The sequence below is a fragment of the Amycolatopsis sp. NPDC006131 genome (assembly GCF_040614175.1).
GTDB classification, from domain to species: domain Bacteria; phylum Actinomycetota; class Actinomycetes; order Mycobacteriales; family Pseudonocardiaceae; genus Amycolatopsis_E; species Amycolatopsis_E tucumanensis.
The window spans coordinates 1-17,565 of the sequence record NZ_JBEXTX010000104.1 but is presented as its reverse complement, the minus strand read 5'-3'; the positions used below and the strand labels follow the sequence as shown (position 1 = coordinate 17,565).

At 71.1% G+C, this 17,565-nt stretch carries 17 protein-coding genes; 9 read left to right on the top strand and 8 right to left on the bottom strand.

What is annotated here, in order from left to right; translation table 11 throughout:
• Nucleotides 1-563: 563 nt before the first annotated feature.
• Entirely contained in the window at nt 564-1,601 is a 1,038-nt protein-coding gene (locus tag ABZ215_RS35090; protein ID WP_354954667.1) for a substrate-binding domain-containing protein, read from the bottom strand.
• Nucleotides 1,602-1,709: 108 nt separating this feature from the next.
• Here ABZ215_RS35090 and ABZ215_RS35085 point away from each other — a divergent pair, with 108 nt between their 5' ends.
• From ABZ215_RS35085 to ABZ215_RS35060, 6 genes are all read left to right on the top strand, one after another.
• A complete protein-coding gene (locus ABZ215_RS35085; RefSeq protein ID WP_354954665.1) occupies nt 1,710-3,047 on the top strand; it encodes an MFS transporter in 1,338 nt (445 codons plus the stop codon).
• The gene (locus ABZ215_RS35080) at nt 3,034-4,227 is read left to right on the top strand and encodes an enolase C-terminal domain-like protein (protein ID WP_354954663.1); all 1,194 of its coding nucleotides are present in this window, start codon (nt 3,034-3,036) and stop codon (nt 4,225-4,227) included. Before ABZ215_RS35085 ends, ABZ215_RS35080 begins: the two co-directional genes overlap by 14 nt.
• A 76-nt stretch (nt 4,228-4,303) precedes the next feature.
• Nucleotides 4,304-7,384, top strand: a complete 3,081-nt coding sequence (locus ABZ215_RS35075) for a DUF3427 domain-containing protein (RefSeq protein ID WP_354954661.1) — start codon at nt 4,304-4,306, stop codon at nt 7,382-7,384.
• A 79-nt stretch (nt 7,385-7,463) separates the two neighbouring features.
• Nucleotides 7,464-7,820 (top strand): metalloregulator ArsR/SmtB family transcription factor, encoded by a 357-nt coding sequence (locus ABZ215_RS35070; RefSeq protein ID WP_020416032.1) that lies wholly within the window; start codon nt 7,464-7,466, stop codon nt 7,818-7,820.
• Nucleotides 7,817-8,305 (top strand): SRPBCC family protein, encoded by a 489-nt coding sequence (locus ABZ215_RS35065; RefSeq protein WP_020416033.1) that lies wholly within the window; start codon nt 7,817-7,819, stop codon nt 8,303-8,305. The genes ABZ215_RS35070 and ABZ215_RS35065 overlap by 4 nt, the downstream gene beginning before the upstream one ends.
• A gap of 1 nt (nt 8,306) precedes the next feature.
• On the top strand, nt 8,307-8,858 hold the full coding sequence (locus ABZ215_RS35060; RefSeq protein ID WP_354954659.1) for a TIGR03086 family metal-binding protein: 552 nt from the start codon (nt 8,307-8,309) through the stop codon (nt 8,856-8,858).
• Nucleotides 8,859-8,866: 8 nt separating this feature from the next.
• On the opposite strand, the gene ABZ215_RS35055 is transcribed toward ABZ215_RS35060, so the two are convergent.
• Entirely contained in the window at nt 8,867-9,766 is a 900-nt protein-coding gene (locus ABZ215_RS35055) for a LysR family transcriptional regulator ArgP (RefSeq protein WP_020416035.1), read from the bottom strand.
• A 69-nt stretch (nt 9,767-9,835) separates the two neighbouring features.
• Between ABZ215_RS35055 and ABZ215_RS35050 the strand changes: the two genes are divergently transcribed.
• Nucleotides 9,836-10,453 carry a LysE family transporter gene (locus ABZ215_RS35050; protein WP_237335328.1) on the top strand — a complete coding sequence of 206 codons (618 nt, stop codon included), beginning with the start codon at nt 9,836-9,838 and terminating at the stop codon, nt 10,451-10,453.
• Nucleotides 10,454-10,457: 4 nt separating this feature from the next.
• Here the strand turns inward: ABZ215_RS35050 and ABZ215_RS35045 are convergent, their stop codons facing one another.
• Both ABZ215_RS35045 and ABZ215_RS35040 read right to left on the bottom strand, forming a co-directional pair.
• Nucleotides 10,458-10,898, bottom strand: a complete 441-nt coding sequence (locus ABZ215_RS35045) for a DUF6314 family protein (RefSeq protein ID WP_020416037.1) — start codon at nt 10,896-10,898, stop codon at nt 10,458-10,460.
• A gap of 46 nt (nt 10,899-10,944) precedes the next feature.
• Nucleotides 10,945-11,523: a helix-turn-helix domain-containing protein gene (locus tag ABZ215_RS35040; RefSeq protein WP_354954657.1), complete on the bottom strand. Its 579-nt coding sequence runs from the start codon at nt 11,521-11,523 to the stop codon at nt 10,945-10,947.
• An 84-nt stretch (nt 11,524-11,607) separates the two neighbouring features.
• Between ABZ215_RS35040 and ABZ215_RS35035 the strand changes: the two genes are divergently transcribed.
• Entirely contained in the window at nt 11,608-12,660 is a 1,053-nt protein-coding gene (locus tag ABZ215_RS35035) for an NAD(P)-dependent alcohol dehydrogenase (protein ID WP_354954655.1), read from the top strand.
• A gap of 94 nt (nt 12,661-12,754) precedes the next feature.
• Here the strand turns inward: ABZ215_RS35035 and ABZ215_RS35030 are convergent, their stop codons facing one another.
• From ABZ215_RS35030 to ABZ215_RS35015, 4 genes are read right to left on the bottom strand one after another with little or no spacing between them, the layout of a single operon-like run.
• Entirely contained in the window at nt 12,755-13,198 is a 444-nt protein-coding gene (locus tag ABZ215_RS35030) for an SRPBCC family protein (RefSeq protein ID WP_354954653.1), read from the bottom strand.
• A 12-nt stretch (nt 13,199-13,210) separates the two neighbouring features.
• A complete protein-coding gene (locus tag ABZ215_RS35025; protein ID WP_354954651.1) occupies nt 13,211-14,362 on the bottom strand; it encodes an epoxide hydrolase in 1,152 nt (383 codons plus the stop codon).
• A 60-nt stretch (nt 14,363-14,422) separates the two neighbouring features.
• On the bottom strand, nt 14,423-15,310 hold the full coding sequence (locus ABZ215_RS35020) for an AraC family transcriptional regulator (protein ID WP_354954649.1): 888 nt from the start codon (nt 15,308-15,310) through the stop codon (nt 14,423-14,425).
• 37 nt (nt 15,311-15,347) lie between these two features.
• Nucleotides 15,348-16,382, bottom strand: a complete 1,035-nt coding sequence (locus ABZ215_RS35015) for an NAD-dependent epimerase/dehydratase family protein (protein ID WP_354954647.1) — start codon at nt 16,380-16,382, stop codon at nt 15,348-15,350.
• Between the two features lie 56 nt (nt 16,383-16,438).
• Between ABZ215_RS35015 and ABZ215_RS35010 the strand changes: the two genes are divergently transcribed.
• On the top strand, nt 16,439-16,903 hold the full coding sequence (locus ABZ215_RS35010; protein WP_354954645.1) for a MarR family transcriptional regulator: 465 nt from the start codon (nt 16,439-16,441) through the stop codon (nt 16,901-16,903).
• Nucleotides 16,904-17,565: the final 662 nt, after the last annotated feature.

The window sequence follows — 17,565 nt, the reverse complement described above, 5'->3', positions numbered from 1 at the left end:
CCCGCCGAAACGGACGTGCGCGTGCTGATCCGGCCGAGGTTCTTCGGTTTGGCTGCGTGCCGCGGGCGGTACCTGTCCGGGGAAAACAGGGCCGCCTTTCGGGGAGCACGGTTAGTGGAATTGTGGCTTCCCATGAACGGGAGGTCTCCTTGCTTGACGTTCAACCACGCCGACCCTGTCGGGGGCCAGGCCGGCGGGGGCTTCACGGGATGCGGAACGGGGGATTTCCAGGTTCCCGCGAGGCCTCAGCCAGATTACGAACGCGCAACGGAGATATCACCAAACGGTGACTGAGCCCACAGTTTGAGCGGGTGGGGGCCGATCTTGCCGGACCGGTGTTTCCGCAGCTCAAGCTACGTTTCTACCGCTCGGTAACACCACTGCTACTCGGCCTGATCGAGGCCGATTCGAGGCGGCCGGGAGGTTACGCGACGGGGTGAATGGCGTTCAGGATCAGCTCGCGGCGCGCCCAGAGCGGCACTCCCGCGGCGAGACGCCCGTCACGCCGTTGGCAAGAGAATGCGCCGTTCGGCGTTTTCCGGGATTCCATTGTTTTCGATTTCTCAGGACAATGCGGGATCGCTGTCTTTCGGCACCAGCGTCATCGGCCACACTTCGTGCGTCGGTGGCGGCGGGGATGGCGACAGTCGTTCCAGGACGATTTCGCCGAGCCTGCGTCCGTAGTCCTCGAGTGAGACGTGGAAACAGGTCAGCGCCGGCGTGAGGTGCTCGCACACCGGGTTCTCGCGGAAGCCGATCACCGCGAGGTCCCGGCCCGGTTCCACGCCGTGCGCCCGCAGCCGCCGGTAGAGCCCGAGCGCCAGCGTCTCCTGCGCCAGGACCACCGCGGTCGGCCGCTCCGGCATCGCCAGCAGCCGCTCCCCCAGCTGATCGCCGTTGTCGCGGCTGTCCGGCAGCCGGATCACCAGCGGGTCGGCCCCGAGCCCGGCCACCGCTTCCTGGTAGCCGCGCAGGAACTCGACGTCGCTGTTGACGTCGCGGTCCGCCGTGGCGACGGCGATCCGCCGGTGCCCGCGCTCGGCGAGCCGCCGCACCGACTGCGCCGCGACACCGGCGAAGTCGAGGTCGAGCCAGGGGTAGCCCTCGCCCTGGGTGCGGCCCAGGCTCACGAACGGCACCCGCTGCGCGAGCAGGTAGTCCACGCGCGGGTCGGCGCGCCGGGTGTCGGCGAGCACGTAGGCGTCGGCGACCCGCCGGTCGACCACGTCGCGCAGGAACTGCTCCTGCCCGACGGCCGAGCCGAACGGCAGGATCACCAGGTCCAGGCCGTGCCCGAGCAGCGTCTCCTGCAGGCCGTTGCAGACGTTGAGGAAGAACGTCTCGCCGGACTGGGTGCGCGCGGTCTGGATCGGCATGACGAGGGCGACCGTACTGGTCCGGCCGCTGCGCAGGCTGCGCCCGGACTGGTTGGCGGTGTAGCCGAGCGCGGCCGCGGTCTCCAGCACCAGCCGGCGGGTCGCCTCGCTGACCTCGCCGCGGGCGTTCATCGCGCGGGACACGGTGGCGACCGAGATGCCCAGCTCGCGGGCCACGTCGCGGATGCCGACGGTGCGCCCGGACTTCTCACTCACCTCGGCCACGCCGCCGATGATAGCGGGCGTTGACGGGCCGTAAACGTTTCCGGTACCGTCCCCGCCCAGCGTGTCCGGAAACGTTTACGGGCACTGGCCGGTCCAACGGAGGACACCTTGACCGAGACTGCCGTGATGCAGAACGCGGTGATGCGGAAGCTGAGCGTCCGCCTGCTGCCCGTGCTGGTCGCCGGGTACCTGATCGCGATCCTCGACCGCGCGAACCTGGGCGTGGCCGCGCTGACCATGAACGCCGACCTCGGCCTGAGCGCGGCGGCGTTCGGGGTGGCGGCGAGCGTCTTCTTCGTGCCCTACGTGCTGCTGGAGGTGCCGTCGAACCTGGCGCTGCAGCGGTTCGGCGCGCCGCTGTGGATCGCGCGCATCATGATCACCTGGGGCGTGATCTCCGGGCTGCACGCCCTGGTGTGGAACGCCGAGTCGCTCTACGTGGCCCGCGCGCTGCTCGGCGCCGCGGAAGCCGGGTTCTTCCCCGGCGTCATCTTCTTCCTCACGCAGTGGTTCCCGGCCGGGCACCGCGGCAAGATCCTCGGCGGGTTCACCGCGGGCATCCCGATCGCGCTGGTGATCGGCACGCCGCTGTCCGGGCTGCTGCTGAACCTGGACGGGTGGCTGGGCCTGCACGGCTGGCAGTGGATGTACATCATCGAGGCGCTGCCCGCGGTCGCGCTCGGCATCGCGGTGCCGTTCCTGCTGCCGCGACGCATCGCGGACGCGAAGTTCCTGACGGCGGCGGAGAAGACGTGGCTGTCGGAGACGCTGGAGCGGGAGCGGCTGGCGCAGGAGGCGGTCGCGCCGGGCAAGCACAGCTTGTGGAAGTCGTTGCTCAGCCCCAAGGTCCTGGTGTTCGCGCTGTGCTACTACTGCCTGACCAACCTCAACGGCGCGGTGAGCACGTTCCTGCCGCAGATCCTCAAGCCGTTCGGGATGAGCGACACGGCGACGACGTTCGTCGCGGCGGTGCCGTACGTGTTCGGCTTGGCCGGGATGCTCCTCATCGGACGGTGGGCGGACCGGCCTGGCCGGCGCAGCGCGGCGTTGTACCTGGCGCTCGTGGTGTCCGTGGCGGGGCTGACGGCGGCCGCGCTGATCGACCAGCCGGTGCTGAAGCTGATCGCGTTGTGCCTGGCCAGTTTCGGGGTGTTCGGGGTGCTGCCCGGGTTCTGGGGCCTGCCGACCGCGCTGCTGGCGGGGACCGCGGCGGCCGGGAGCATCGCGTTGATCAACGCGCTGGGCAACCTGTCCAGTGTGGTCAACCCGGCGGTCATCGGGGTGATCAAGGAACGCACCGGCGACTTCAACGGCGGTCTGCTCTGGCTGGCGCTGATGGGCGCGCTGGCGATCGTCGTGCTGACCGTGATCGTGCGGCTGTGGGGTTCGGCGGAGCGCCGGGTCACCGCTGCGACTGTGGAGGGGAACGTGGATGCGCATCGCTGAGGTCCGGTTGCGCCGGCTGGCGGGCGTGCTGCCCACCGAGGGCGACCTGTGGGAGGAGCGGCTGGTGCGGCCGCTGGACGTCTACCCCGAGCACCGGGACGTGGACGACCACGAGGGCGGTGTGCTGCGGTCCGACGGGTTCCACCTGGTCAGCCACTTCGTGGAGATCGAGACGGACGACGGCCTGGTGGGCCGCGGCGGGCCGGTGCCGGAGCAGGTGGCGTACGTGATCGCCCGCGACCTGCGGCGGCTGCTGCTCGGCGCGGACCCGGTGGCCGGCGAGAAGCTGTGGGACCGGATGCACCGCAGCCAGGTGCACGGCCGGGCCGGCAACACGATGCTGGCGATCAGCGCGGTGGACTGCGCGCTGTGGGACCTCCGCGGCAAGTGGCTGGGTCAGCCGGTGTACCGGTTGCTGGGCGGCCCGACGCGCGAGTCCGTGCCGGCGTACGCGTCGATGCTGGGGTTCTCGGTGACGGACCCGGCGCTGGTTGCGGCGCGGGCGAAGGAGTTCAAGGAGCTCGGCTACCGGGCGCAGAAGTGGTTCTTCCGGTTCGGCCCGTCCAGCGGGTACGAGGGGTTGCGCCGCAACGTGGAGCTGGTGCGCACGGTGCGCGAGGCGGTCGGCGAGGACTACGACATCATGTTCGACTGCTGGCAGTCGATGGACGTCACCTACGTGACGGAGCTGGCGTCGCGGATCGCGGAGTACCGGCCGCGGTGGCTCGAAGAGTGCGTGATGCCGGACCGGATCGACAGCTACGCCCTGCTGCGGTCGCGGTTGAGCGTGCCACTGGCGGGCGCGGAGCACGAGTACACGCGCTGGGGTTTCCGCCGCTTCCTCGACGCAGGGGCGCTGGACGTGCTGCAGCCGGACATCTACTGGTGCGGCGGCCTTTCGGAGACGCTGAAGATCGCCGCACTGGCGACCGCGCACGACCTGGCGGTGATCCCCCACGGCCACTCGGCGCCCGCGACGCTGCACTTCTCGCTGACCCAGTCGCCGGCGCACACGCCGTACCAGGAGGACCTGGTGAAGTGGAACCAGGTGCACCAGCTGTTCCTGGCCCGGCCGGTCAACCCGGTGGGAGGTCTGTTGGAGGCGCCGGCCGAGGTGGGGCTCGGCATGGAGCTGGACACCGCGCGGGCGCTGAGCGACACGGTGGTCTTCGTGGAGTGAAGGCCTTGAGCGACACCGCACGGACGTAGCGCCAAGGTCCCGAATGGCGCCGACAGCTCGTGGCAGAGTGATCTTCATGGAGCCGCTGGCCGACGGAGTGTACGAAGCTGTCCGGACGCACCGCTTGAACCGGGCACTCGAAGCCGCGCGGGGGCGCTTCACCCCGGAGTTCAGCGCCGTGGACGATGCGGACGCGCCGGAGGTGATCGCGCGTCACGTGGCCGAGACCGTGCGCCGGGTGATCGCCGAGGAGTCCGACGGCGCCCGGCGGGTGGAGCTGGCCAACCGCGTGCTGAGCCAGCTGGCCGCCGAGGACGACCGGTTGACCGACGCGTTGCAGCAGCTCATGGCGTTGAGCGAAGTCACCGGCACCGGCGCGCGCAAGCACATCCGGCCGGTTACCCCGCTCTCCCAGGCCGCGTTGCTCACCAACGCCAGGGAGGAGCCCAGCCTGTCCGCCGAGCTTCGCGCCGAGCTGGCGAGCGCAGACCGGGTCGACCTGCTCTGCGCGTTCATCCGCTGGCCGGGGCTGCGCCTGCTGGAGGAGGTCCTGCTCGATCTGCGCGACCGCGGCGTGCCCTTCCGCGTGCTGACCACGACCTACGTGGGCGCGACCGAGCGGCCGGCGATCGACCGGCTAGTGCGGCAGTTCGGCGCCGACGTCCGGGTCAGTTACGAGACCCAGTCGACCCGGTTGCACGCGAAGGCGTGGTTGTTCCGCCGGAACTCCGGCTACGACACCGCGTTCGTCGGCAGCTCGAACCTCTCCCGCTCCGCGCTGGTGGAGGGCCTGGAGTGGAACGTCCGGCTCTCCGGCGTCGCGACCCCTGAACTGCTGCGCAAGTTCGAAGCCACCTTCGACACCTACTGGGAGTCCAGCGCTTTCGTCCCGTACGACCCGGACACCGACGCGGACCGCTTCGACGACGCCCTCCGGCAGGCGGGACGCCGCACCAGCGCGCCGGCCACGATCAGCCTGGCCGGTCTGGAGGTGCGTCCGCTGCCACACCAGCAGGAGATCCTCGAAGCACTCGAGTCCGAGCGCCAGGTCCACGACCGCCACCGCAACCTCGTGGTGGCCGCGACCGGCACCGGCAAGACGGTGATCGCCGCCCTTGACTACCGGCAACTGCGCGCCGACGGCGACCTCACCCTGCTCTTCGTCGCGCACCGCAAGGAAATCCTGCAGCAGGCGCTGCGCGTGTACCGCGAAACGCTGATTGACGAAACGTTCGGCGAGGCGTATGTCGGCGGCGCGCGGCCGGAGCGGTGGCGGCACGTGTTCGCCAGCATCCAGGGCCTGCACGCGCACGGCATCGAGAAGTTGCCTCCGGAACACTTCGACGTCGTGGTGGTCGACGAGTTCCACCACGCCGAAGCGGCGACCTACCAACGGCTGCTCAACCATCTGCGTCCGAAGGAACTCCTGGGGCTCACTGCCACCCCGGAGCGCAATACCGGCGGGGACGTGCGGGAGATGTTCGGCGGTCGGACGGCGTTCGAGCTGCCGCTGTGGGAGGCCCTGTCCGCGGACCTGCTGATCCCCTTCCACTACTTCGGCGTCGCCGACGGGACCGACCTGGCCGGCGTGGAGTGGAAGCGCGGCCGGTACGACGTCACCGGCTTGGAGCGCGTCTACACCGGCAACGACGCCCGCGCGGCGAAGGTGCTGAAGGAACTGCGGGACAAGGTGACCGACGTAGGCACCATGCGTGCCCTCGGGTTCTGCGTGAGCATCGCGCACGCCGAGTACATGGCGCGGGTGTTCCGGGAAGCCGGGATCAACGCTGTGGCGGTGTCCGGGAACAGCTCGCCGGGCGATCGCGAGCGCGCCATCGCCGCACTCCGGGCGCGTGAGGTCAACGCGTTGTTCGCGGTCGACCTGTTCAACGAGGGCCTGGACATCCCCGAGGTCGACACCGTGCTGTTCCTGCGGCCCACCGACAGCGCGACGGTGTTTCTGCAGCAGCTGGGCCGCGGCTTGCGACGCGCCCCGGGTAAAGCCGTGCTCACGGTACTGGACTTCATCGGCCACCACCGCAAGGAGTTCCGGTTCGACACGCGGTACCGAGCGCTGACCGGGGCGAGCCGACGCGGGCTGCAACGGCAGATCGAGCAGGGCTTTCCGTTCCTGCCGGCGGGTTCCCAGGTGGTGCTGGACCGGGTCGCACAGCAGATCGTGCTCGACAACGTCCGCACCCAACTGCGCTTCACCCGCACCCAACTGGCGAACGACGTGCGTTCGCACGGCGATCTTTCCTTGGCCGCATACCTGGACGCCGCCGACCGCGAACTGGTCGACGTCTACCGCGGCGGCGGTTCGTGGACCGGGTTGCGGCGGGATGCCGGGCTGCCGGTTCCGCCCGCCGGTCCGGACGAAGGCGGGCTGTTGCGGCGGATGTCCGCGTTCACGCACGTCGACGATCCGGAGCGGGCCGAGGTGTACCGGCAGCTGGTTGCCGTCGACGGGCCGGCCTACGACGAGCTCACCGAACGGCAGCAGCGGCTGGCCCGCATGCTGCTGTTCACGCTGTGGCCGAAGCGTCGCGACTTCCCGTCCTACCGCGCGGGCCTTGAGCACCTGCGCCGGCATCCGGCCGTGTGCGCGGAGATCGACGAGCTGGTCGCCCTCGGGCTGGATCGCGCCCGGCACGTCCCGGCCTCGCTCGGCGAGGGGCTGCAGCACGTTCCCCTGGCCGGTCACAGCCGCTACCGGCGTGAAGAGATCCTCGCCGCGCTGGGCTACGCGACGCTGCAGCGGGTGCCGGGCAACCACGTGTCCGGCGTGGCGTGGTGCGAGGACACCAGGACCGACGCGCTGCTGATCAACCTGCGCAAGAGCGAGAAGGACTTCTCCCCGACCACGATGTACCGCGACTACGCGATCAGCCCCGAGTTGTTCCACTGGGAGTCGCAGAACGCGACGTCGCTGGACTCCCCCACCGGTCGGCGCTACCTCCAGCACCGCGCGCAGGGCAGCCACGTGGTGCTCTTCGTGCGCGAGACGAAGACCGACGACCTCGGGGCGGCGCCGTTCGTCTGCCTTGGTCCCGCGTCGTACGTGGAGCACCGCGGCGAACGGCCGATCGCGATCACTTGGCGGCTGCACCGGCCGATGCCCGCGGACGCGTTCTCGGTGGCGAGCGTCGCCGGGTGAGCCTTTCTCAACCTCGTGGTTGACAACGCTCCGCCGAGGCGCCTACCGTCTTTCTCAACCAAGTAGTTGAGGAACCAAGGTGGACGAGACGACCGAGCAGCTCAACCGCGTCTTCGCGGCCCTCGCGGATCCGACCCGGCGCGACCTGGTCGCCCGGCTGGCCGCCGCCGACGCGACCGTCGGCGAGCTGGCCGAGCCGTACGACATGAGCCTCCAGGCGATCTCGAAGCACGTGAAGGTGCTGGAGGAAGCCGGCCTGGTGACGCGCAGCAAGGACGCCCAGCGGCGGCCCGTCCACCTCGACGCGGAGGTGTTCGACCTGATGACGAAGTGGATCGAGCGCTACCGCCGCACGGCCGAGGAACGGTACCGGCGCCTGGACGCCGTGCTGTCCCGCATGTCCGAGACGGACCAGCCCCAGGAGGACGCATCATGACCAGCACCCGGCAGGAAGCCCGCATCGTCGCGGCCGAGAAGGTCCCGACGATCGAGATCGTCCGCGAGTTCGACGCGCCACCCGCGCAGGTGTTCCGCGCGCACGTCGACCCCGAGCTCTTCGCGCAGTGGATCGGGCCGCACTCGGTCACCACGAGGGTCACCAAGTGGGACGCCCGCACCGGCGGCGAGTGGGCCTTCGCCAACGACCGCGACGGCGAAGAGATCGCGTCGTTCTTCGGCAGCTACCACGAGGTGCGGCCGGACGAGCGGATCGTGTGGACCTTCACCTACGAAGGCGAACCCGACGGCGTCGCGCTGGAAACGCTGACCTTCGAAGCGCTCGAGGGCGGGCGCACGCGGCTGACGACGCTCAGCGTGGTCAAGGACTTCGAGACCCGCGACGGGATCCTGTCCAGCGGCATGGACGTCGGGGTCAACGAGGGCTACGAGAAGCTCGACGCACTGCTCGCCAAGGGAGCCTGAGATGACGCCTGCCCAGCAGCACGCCCACGACGCGGCCCGCTTCACCGAGCTGGTCGAGTCCGCGGGCCCCGGCGACTGGACCCGGCCCAGCCCGGTCGCCGGGTGGACCGCGCTCGACGTCGTGAAGCACCTCGTCGAGTGGTCCCGCGGGTTCCTGCGGGGCGCCGGGATCGAACTCCCCGCCCTGGACGTCGCGGCCGGCCCGGCCGCCGCCTGGAAGCAGCAGGCCGCCGAGATCCAGGCGATCCTCGACGACCCGGCCGGGCGCGTGCTGAGCAACCCGCACACCGGCGACAAGCCGGTGGACGAGGCGATCGACCAGTTCTACACGGCCGACGTCTGGATGCACACCTGGGACCTGGCCAAGGCGCTCGGCCGCGAACCCGATCTCGGCCAGGACCGGTGCGCCGCCGCGCTCGCCGCCATGCGGCCGATCGAGCAGCTCCTGCGGGACAGCGGGCAGTACGGTCCTGCGGTGCCCGTGGCCGACGACGCTTCGCCGCAGGACAAGCTGGTGGCCTTCATCGGCCGCGACCCGGCATGGCGCCCCTGATCGTCCACTCAGGACGGTAGCGGGTGCAGCGCCTCCGCGGCCGCCGCGGTGATCGTGTCCGCGACGAGCGCCAGCGCGCGCACGTCCAGTTTCCACTGCTGCCAGTACAACGGCACGTCCCAGTGCAGGCCCGGTTCGAGTTCGACGAGCGCGCCGGACTCCAGCAACGGCCGGGCCTGCGGCTCCGGGACCAGGCCCCAGCCCAGGCCGGCCGCCACGGCGTCGCGGAAGCCCTCCGAGGTGGGCACGTGGTGTCGGTCCTCCGCGGCGTCCACACCGGACAGTGCGCGCACGAAGCGGTCCTGCAGTTCGTCGGCCTGGTCGAAGACGATCACCGGTGCGCCGGGCAGCCACCGCCGCAGCCGGCCGGACCGGTGGCGGGCCACGAAGTCCGGGTTCGCCGCGGGCAGGTAACGGGCGAGCCCCAGCGGGCGCACGAGGCAGCCGGCGACCGGGTCCGGCGACGAGGTCACCGCCGCCATCACCCGCCCCTCGCGCAGCAGCTCGGCGGTCCGCGTCTCGTCCTCGCGGTACAGCTCGAAGCACACCGGCGGATCCCGCGGCACCCGGGTGATCGCCGGCAGGAACCAGGTCGCGAGCGAATCGGCGTTCACCGCGATGGACAGGCGCGCGGGGCCGGGCTGGCCGTCGATCCCCAGTTCCCGCCGCGCGTCCTGGTTCAGCGCGGCGAGCTGGCGTGCGAACCGCACGACGACCTGCCCGGACTCGGTCGGCCGCACCGGTTTGGTGCGCATCAGCAGCACCCGGCCGACGCGCTGCTCCAGGGTCTTGATCCGCTGGCTGACCGCGGACGGGGTGACGTGCAGGGCCGCGGCGGCGGCGTCGAACGTGCCCTCGTCGACGACCGCGAGCAGCGTCCGCACCTGGTCGATGGGCAACTCGGTCATCACGCGCGCTAATGATACGTAAAAATCTTTAGCTGTACTGCGCGTCCGCCGCTGCTTAGCGTGGGTTGCGTGAACGTCCTCTCCGCAGGTCTGGCCGGGTTCGGCACGGGCCTGTCCCTCATCGTGGCCATCGGCGCGCAGAACGCGTTCGTCCTGCGCCAGGGCGTGCGGCGGCACGCGGTGGCCGCCGTCGTGGCGATCTGCGCCGCGTCCGACGCGGTGCTGATCGCGCTCGGGGTGGCCGGGCTGGGCGCGGTGGTGACCGCGTGGCCGGCCGCCCTCACCGTGGTCGGCCTGGCCGGCGGTGCTTTCCTGATCGGCTACGGCGTCCTCGCCGGGCGGCGCGCGCTGCGCCCGGCGGCCACCGGGTTGACGACGACGGGTGCCGCGGCAGGCTCGATCGGGGCTGCGGTGCTCACCTGCCTGGCGATGACCTGGCTGAACCCGCACGTCTACCTCGACACGGTGCTGCTGGTCGGTTCGGTCGCCGCGGACCGTGGGGACCTGCGCTGGATCTTCGGGCTCGGCGCGATGGCCGCGAGCCTGGCGTGGTTCGCCTGCCTCGGCTACGGCGCGCGGCTGCTCAGCCCGGTGCTGTCCCGGCCGGGCGCGTGGCGCGCGCTGGACGTGCTGGTCGCGGTGACGATGCTCGTGATGGGCACGATGCTGCTGGCCCGCGCGCTGTGACTCCTCAGCGGGCGCGCTCGTAAACCGTCTCGATCGAGTAGTCCTTCTCCGGCCCGGTGACCCGCATCCGGACCGTGAAGCGGTTTTCGTCCGGGAACTCGTAGTGGCCGGCGTAGGTGTCCCGGCCGCAGAGGTGCACGTCGGACGCGGCGGCCTGGTCGAGGCGGAGCACGTGCAACGTCCGCGGCGGCCCCGGCTCGGCGAAGCAGATGCGGATCTGCCCCGGCTCCAGCCGGTAGTGGTACTCGCGGTAGACGTCGAGGACCTGCCCGCCGTCCAGGGCGAGCTGCCCGTCCTCGCGGTAGTGCAGCAGATCCGGCCCCGCGGGGCGGAACCGGGCCGACCCGGTCATCCGGCCGGTGCCGGGGAGGTTCCTGGTGATGGTCCACTCCCCCGGCAGGGCCGCGAACAGGCGCGCCTCGTCATCGCTGGGCGGGTTGTCCATACGACCAGGATGCCCGAGGACCCGGACGGTCACGGGCAGGGCCAGGTCAGCGGCCGGGGCGCAGCCCGGCGAGGTGGATGCGGAGGAAGCGACGCCAGCCTGCGTCGTCGCCGTCCGGCGAGGCCGCGACCACCCCTCGGAGCGCGACGATGAGCGCCTTGATGTCGTCGCCGGTCACGTCCGGCGCGAGAACCCCCGCCTCGACCGCCTTCCGCGTGAGCTGCCGGACCCGGTCCACGGTCCGCGCGCTCACGGCGTCCTCGGAGACGCGTTCGGTCAGGGCGGCGGCGTAGCGGCGTTTCTCGGCGTTGAAGGTCCCGACGAACTCGAGGAACCGCTCGAGAGCGGCGGCGGGGTCCGGGTCCGCGAGTGCGGCCGCGGCGGCCTGGTCCATCTCCTCGACGAAAAGCCGCGCGATGGCGTCGAGGAGTTCGCCCTTGCCCGCGAACCGCCGGTAGATCGTGCCGACGCCGAGGCCGGCACGAGACGCGATGGCCTCCATGCTCGCCTGCGGTCCCTGCTCGGCGAAGACCGCGCGCGCCGCGTTGATGACGATCTCGTCGTTGCGCAAGGCGTCCCGGCGCGGTGCGCGGCGCGTGTTCGAGGCGTTCGTCCGTGGGGTCATCGCCATCGAGTGTACTAAAGCGGAATCCATCTTCCGTATCGTGTTATGGTGAATCGAGATTCCGTTTTACTGGAAGGACCGCTCATGAGGACCACGACCGGGTGGCAGAGCCTCGACCCCGCCACCAACGCACTGACTCGCGTCACCATCGAGCGGCGCGACCTGCGGCCGGACGACATCGCCGTGCGGATCGACTACTGCGGCGTCTGCCACAGCGACCTGCACCGCATCCACGGCATGCTCGGCGAGAAGGACCTCGTCCCGGGACACGAGGCGACCGGCGTCGTGGTCGCCCTCGGCGAGGCGGTCACCCGGTTCGCGGTCGGTGAGCGGGTCGCGATCGGGACGATCGTCGACTCGTGCGGCCAGTGCGCGATGTGCCTGGCCGGGCAGGAGAACTACTGCTACAACCGCGCGACCACCACCTACGGCGGCACCGACCGCGTCGACGGCACCCCGACGAAAGGCGCCTACAGCCGCGAGTACGTGCTGCGCGAGAAGTTCGCGTTCCACCTGCCCGACGGGCTCGACCCCGCGGCCGCGTCGCCGCTCATGTGCGCCGGTGTCAGCGTCTGGGAGCCCATGCGGGCCGCCGGCGTCGGCCCCGGGAGCCGCGTCGCCGTCGCCGGTCTCGGCGGGCTCGGGCACCTCGCCGTGAAGCTCGCCGCCGCGCTCGGAGCCGAGGTCACCGTCCTCAGCCGCAGCACGGCCAAGGAGCCCGACGCCCGGCGCCTCGGGGCGTCCGATCTGCTCGTGACCACCGACGACGCCCAGGTCGCGGCCGCGACGGGCCGGTTCGACTTCATCCTCGACACCATCTCCGGTGACCACGAGCTCACGCCGTTGATCGGCATGCTCGGCCTCGACGGCACGCTGTGCGTCCTGGGCAATCCCCTGCTGACCGGCCCGCGGCTCTGGGAGCTGGGCGCCGGGCGCAAGAAGCTCACCTCCTCCGGAACCGGTGGGCTGCGGCAGACCGCCGAGATGCTCGAGTTCTGCGCCGAGCACGGCATCACCGCCGACGTCGAAGTCCTTCCCTCGAGCGAGGTCGAAACCGCCCTGAACCGGCTCGCCACCGGCGACGTCCGCTACCGGTTCGTGCTGGACATGTCCGACCTCGACACCCCGGCCGCCTGAGGTCGCGAATGGACGACCGGTGGGTCTTCGTTCCCGGGAACGGCAAGAAGCCGACGTTCGGCGGCGACGGCGGCGCGTCTCGGCCGGACGGGGCCTAGCGGCTCACCGTGGCCGCGTGCTCGGCGAGCCCCGCCGCCATCCTGCCCATGAAACGGCGGAGGTACCGCCGCATGAACCAGCCCATCCCCCGCCGGGCCCGGTACGTGCCGTGCCACCGGATGCGCGTTCCGCCGCCGGGGAGTTCCCGCAGTTCGACCGCGGCCCGGTAGTCGGTCAGCTGCGGGTTCTCCGCGCCCTCGTAGGCGAACCGGCGGCCGGGTTCCAGTTCGGTGATCCGCTCCTTGGTGACGACCTTCCCGGTGCGGAACGCGCGAACCGCGCCGACTTCGTCCCGGCCATCGGCGGAAAGGCCTTCCGACTGGTCGGCTTCCAGCGCGTCGACCGCGGACCAGGTCGGCCAGCTGCGCGCGTCGAGCAGCAGGGACCACACCACCGACGGCGGCGCGGGGGTCTCGGCGGTGACGTCGTAGGACTGCATTCTCCGGTTTCCTCATTCTGTCGTGCGGTCGCGCACCTCGCGGAACGCGGCCCTGATCTCGGACACGAGAAGGGCGGGTTGCTCCAGCCCGGGGAAGTGGCCACCGCGGTCCAGGTCGTGCCACGTGCGCAAGTCCCGGTATCGCCGCTCCGCCCAACGGCGGGCGGTGGGCCAAGGTTCGGCGGGGAACAACGAACAGAAGGTGGGCACGGCGATCGGCAGTGCGTTCTCCTCCTCCGCGCTGCGCGGCACCCACCTGAGCGCTTCCCAGTACCACCGGGCACTGGACGCGCCGGTCCCGGTCAGCCAGTACAGCGCGATCGTGTCGAGCTGCTGCGTCAGGCTCACGCCGTCGGCGTCGGCGTAGGCCGCGAACTTTTCGCCGAGCCAGGCGGCCAGTCCGGCGGGTGAGTCGAGCAGGGCGTAGCCGATCGTCTGCGGCCGCGTGCCCATCAGCATCCCGAAGCCGTAGCCGTCGGCCAGGTGCCGGTCACGGCGGTCCAGCATCCGCTGTTCGTCCGGGGTCTGTGCCATGCGGTCGTCCGGCATGGGCGAGGCCACCGGCATCGTCAGGTGCAGCCCGGCGACGCGTTCGGGGAAGCAGCGGGCCAGTTCGGTACTCACGTGGGCGCCCCAGTCCCCGCCGTGCGCCGCGAACCGCGGGTAACCGAGCACCGTCATCAGCTCCGCCCACGCCCGTGCGGTGCGACCCGGGTGCCACCCCGGCTCAGCCGGCCGGTCGCTGAACCCGAATCCCGGCAACGCGGGCACCACAACGTGGAAGGCGTCGCGCGCGGACCCACCGTGCGCCACCGGATCGGTGAGCGGCCCGAGCACCTGCTCGAACTCCAGCACGGAACCCGGCCAGCCGTGGGTCAACAGCAGCGGCAGCGCGGACGGCTCCGGCGAACGAACGTGCCAGAAGGCGATCCCGAGCCCGTCGAGATGCACCCGGTAGTGCGGGATCGCGTTCCACCGGGCCTCGGTCGCGCGCCAGTCGTGCCGCCGCCACTCGTCTAGCAGCGCGGTGAGCCGCCGCAGCTCGAGCCCCTGCGTCGCGTCCGGCACCGTCTCGGGTTCGGGCAGCCGCACGTGGTCCAGTCGCGTACGAAGGTCGGCCAGGTCGTGTTCGGCGACGTGGATCTCGAAGGGCTCGGGCACCATGCGGGAAACCGTAGGACCGGCGCTCGTGCCCGGCCCATCCCCGGAATTGCGGTGTGCCGGTCAGGAATTGCGGTAGACCGAGGGACGCACGCCGGTGTGGCGCAGGAACGCGGTGGACAGCGCGCCGGGGCCGGCGAAACCGCACCGCCGGGCGATCCCGTCGAGCGCCAGGTCGGTGTTCCGCAGCAGCCGTTTCGCTTCCTCGATCCGCAGCCGGGTGAGGAACCGGTGCGGGGTCTCCCCCGTCGCGTTCCGGAACACCCGGACGAGGTGGTAGACGGACAGGTGCGCCTCGGCCGCGAGATCGGTCAACGTGACCGGCTCGGCGAGCCGTTCGCGCATGAACGCCACGACCGCGCGCACCCGCGTGTCCTCCCGCGCCGGAGCGCGGTCCGCGCGCAGTCGTCCGTGCCGGGTGAGCAGGTGCGTGGTCAGGAAGGCGCCGGCGGACTCGGCGTACAACTCGCCCGCTTCGCCGGGAAATCCGATCGCCCGGACGGCCGCTTCGAGCAGCGGGTCCCCCTCGGTGAGAGACGCCGCCATGGCCTCGTGATCCACGGTGCCACCGAGTTGCGCCGCGACCGTGTCGACGGTGTCGCGCGGGAGGTGCACCTGGACGCTCCGCATCGACTCGTCCCCGCGGTAGCGGGAGACGGACGGCTGGTGCGGGACGCTCAGCTGGAGGCGGCCCGGGATCCAGGGCACACGCACGGGCCTGCCGCCGACGCTCCGCTCCATCTCCGCCCGCCCGGACAGCGGGAGCACGAGGTGCAGGTCCGCCGCGCCGGGCAGCGCCAGGTCCTCGGCGACCGGGACGTGCTCGAACCGCTGGACGAGCAGGGACCGCCAGCCTGCGTGGGTCCAGCTGCAGAACGTCTGCCGGACGAAGCGGTCCATGTCGAAACCGGCGTAGGGCTGCAGGTCGAACCGAGCGGAATCGAACACCACGATCCGAGGCTACCGATTTGATCTACGCCGAGCCGGATCAGTCGCCTCGACGACCGGGTGCTCGGCTGATGAGTGCGGTGGCGGTGTCGATGATCGTTCGCTCGGCGGGACGGGGACGCCAGCCGAGCCGGGTGCCTGCTTTGCTGCTGTCGGCGAGCCTTCTGCGGCCGAGTTCGGGGCGCAACATCGCCATCTGCGGGTTTCGCCTGGCGAGCAGTTTGAAGACGATGTCGGGCAGGGTCCGGGTGGGCACCTTCGCGGCTCGGTCCGGGAGGTTCTCACGCAGGATGCCGGCGATCTGCCGGTACCACAGGAAGGTGCCCGATCCGAGGAACCGCTCGCCCGCGGCCGCGGGGCTCGTCATGGCGAGGATGTGGAGTTCGGCGACATCGCGCACGTCCACGACGTTCCACCCGATGTTCGGCACGGCGGGGATCTCGCGGGTGAGCAGGCGGCGGACGACCTCGCTCGTTCCCGGCCTGTTCGATGCGCCGAGGGTGGGCCCCTGCATGAACGTCGGCAGGACGGCGGTCAGCTCCAGCCCGGTCTTGGCGGCGAGTTCCCATGCGTCGCGCTCGGCGAGGATCTTGGAATCGGGGTACGCCCGAGCCGGTGTGCCGGAGGGTGCGGTCCAGGTCGTCTCGGTCGCGGGTGTGTCCGGGTCGCCGGTGTCGGCCGCGACGCCGGAGGAGGTGAACACGGCCCGGGCCACCCCGGCGCGGGCGGCGGCGCCCAGGACGCGGCGAGTGCCCGCACGGGCGGTGGTCACGAGATCAGCGGTCGAGTCGAAGGGCATCGGTGAAGCGGTGTGCAGCACGTAGCGCACGCCCGAGAGCGCCTCGTCCCAGCCATCGTCGGTCAGAAGGTCCGCCACCGCGAAATCGATGGTCCCGGCCGCTGTCCCGCCTGCCTGCTCACCGACGGCGCGGCGCACCTGCTCGGCCTTGTCGAGGCTTCGCACCGTGGTGCGCACCCGGTAGCCGCGCTCGAGCAGGCCCGCGATCACCCAGCCGGCCAGGTAGCCGGTTCCTCCCGTGACGAGCACGGTTTCGCCGACGCGACTCTCGGTCATTTACCCTCCAAAAATCATTGAGTTTTTCATTGATATGTTGAGGGTACCATGACGTCATGACCGTGGACCGTGATCCGCAGGGGACGACGGCTGCCCGCCCGGACGTCGAGCGCAAGGGCGAGATCGTCCGTGTTCTGATGGAGGTCGGAGACGCCGCGAACGCGGTGGTCGCTCAGGTGCTCGGCGAATTCGGGGTCCCCGCCTCCGTCACCGGCACGCTGTGGGCGCTCGCCCCGGGAAACGAGCCGCCCACGATGCGGGACATCGCGGCCCGCCTGCGCTGCGATCCCTCCACGGTCAGCCTCGCCGCGGACAAGCTCCAGCGCCTGGGACTCGTGGCCCGTCAGTCCCATCCCGGCGACGGCCGCAAGCGCACCCTGGCCCTGACGGAACACGGGCACGAACTGTGGCAGGCGCTCCGGGCCCGGCTGCACGCCTCCGGTCTCTTCGCCCGGCTCGACGCACAGGAACAGGACACGCTGCTCGCGCTGCTGACGAAGATGCGCGATCCGTCGCGCTGAAGCACCGGCGCGCGCCTGTCCAAGACTCGCGTGTGCACTCGCCGGCGTCGGCGATGTTGGCGACGAGCCCGAAGGCCGGCGGGAGGAACAGCACGGCGGGGAACGAAATCGCCGTCGCGGAAGCGGACGCGCCGCCCGCCGGCGGGTGCCAGGACCAAATCGGCACTCGCGCCGAGGACGGCATCGGAAACCTGGTGGCGCTCGCCTTGCTCGAGGCGGGTGCAGAATTACTGGCCCCCACCAGCTCGGCGAGTTCTTCGCGCCGCAGCCCCGGCACCCGCGCGGCGGTACCGCAGGAACTCGCCCAGCTCACCAGCGGAGGATTTGCCGACCCTCGGCTGACTTCATGCAGCCGGTCTCGCTCGCGATCGCCTCCCGTTGCCTGTCGAACGCGACAGGTCGCCGCTGTCCGCGCCTGACGCGCCCGCGGTCGAGATCCGCCGCCTCGTGCCCACGCCCGCCGACGCGCACGCACGTCCCCAACGGCACCCGGCAGGCGCAGCAGCTCGGCTCGGCTGTGCCCGGGAACGTAGCTGGTCGGCGAACTGGTCGGGCACGGGGACTAGCTGTCGTGACTCGTGAGGTTGTGGACGGCGTGTTGGGTTGATTGTGGGGAGGGCCTCCGGGCGGAGTGGGTGTTGCGACGCATCCACTACCAGCCC

What these genes read in the sequence shown, in the direction of transcription:
- ABZ215_RS35040 (WP_354954657.1), bottom strand. Translation starts at nt 11,523, where the DNA reads ATGACCCCACGGACGAACGCCTCGAACACGCGCCGCGCACCGCGCCGG.
- ABZ215_RS35015 (WP_354954647.1), bottom strand. Translation starts at nt 16,382, where the DNA reads ATGACCGAGAGTCGCGTCGGCGAAACCGTGCTCGTCACGGGAGGAACC.
- ABZ215_RS35045 (WP_020416037.1), bottom strand. Translation starts at nt 10,898, where the DNA reads ATGGACAACCCGCCCAGCGATGACGAGGCGCGCCTGTTCGCGGCCCTG.
- ABZ215_RS35065 (WP_020416033.1), top strand. Translation starts at nt 7,817, where the DNA reads ATGACCAGCACCCGGCAGGAAGCCCGCATCGTCGCGGCCGAGAAGGTC.
- ABZ215_RS35055 (WP_020416035.1), bottom strand. Translation starts at nt 9,766, where the DNA reads ATGACCGAGTTGCCCATCGACCAGGTGCGGACGCTGCTCGCGGTCGTC.
- ABZ215_RS35075 (WP_354954661.1), top strand. Translation starts at nt 4,304, where the DNA reads ATGGAGCCGCTGGCCGACGGAGTGTACGAAGCTGTCCGGACGCACCGC.
- ABZ215_RS35060 (WP_354954659.1), top strand. Translation starts at nt 8,307, where the DNA reads ATGACGCCTGCCCAGCAGCACGCCCACGACGCGGCCCGCTTCACCGAG.
- ABZ215_RS35030 (WP_354954653.1), bottom strand. Translation starts at nt 13,198, where the DNA reads ATGCAGTCCTACGACGTCACCGCCGAGACCCCCGCGCCGCCGTCGGTG.
- ABZ215_RS35025 (WP_354954651.1), bottom strand. Translation starts at nt 14,362, where the DNA reads ATGGTGCCCGAGCCCTTCGAGATCCACGTCGCCGAACACGACCTGGCC.
- ABZ215_RS35080 (WP_354954663.1), top strand. Translation starts at nt 3,034, where the DNA reads ATGCGCATCGCTGAGGTCCGGTTGCGCCGGCTGGCGGGCGTGCTGCCC.
- ABZ215_RS35010 (WP_354954645.1), top strand. Translation starts at nt 16,439, where the DNA reads ATGACCGTGGACCGTGATCCGCAGGGGACGACGGCTGCCCGCCCGGAC.
- ABZ215_RS35035 (WP_354954655.1), top strand. Translation starts at nt 11,608, where the DNA reads ATGAGGACCACGACCGGGTGGCAGAGCCTCGACCCCGCCACCAACGCA.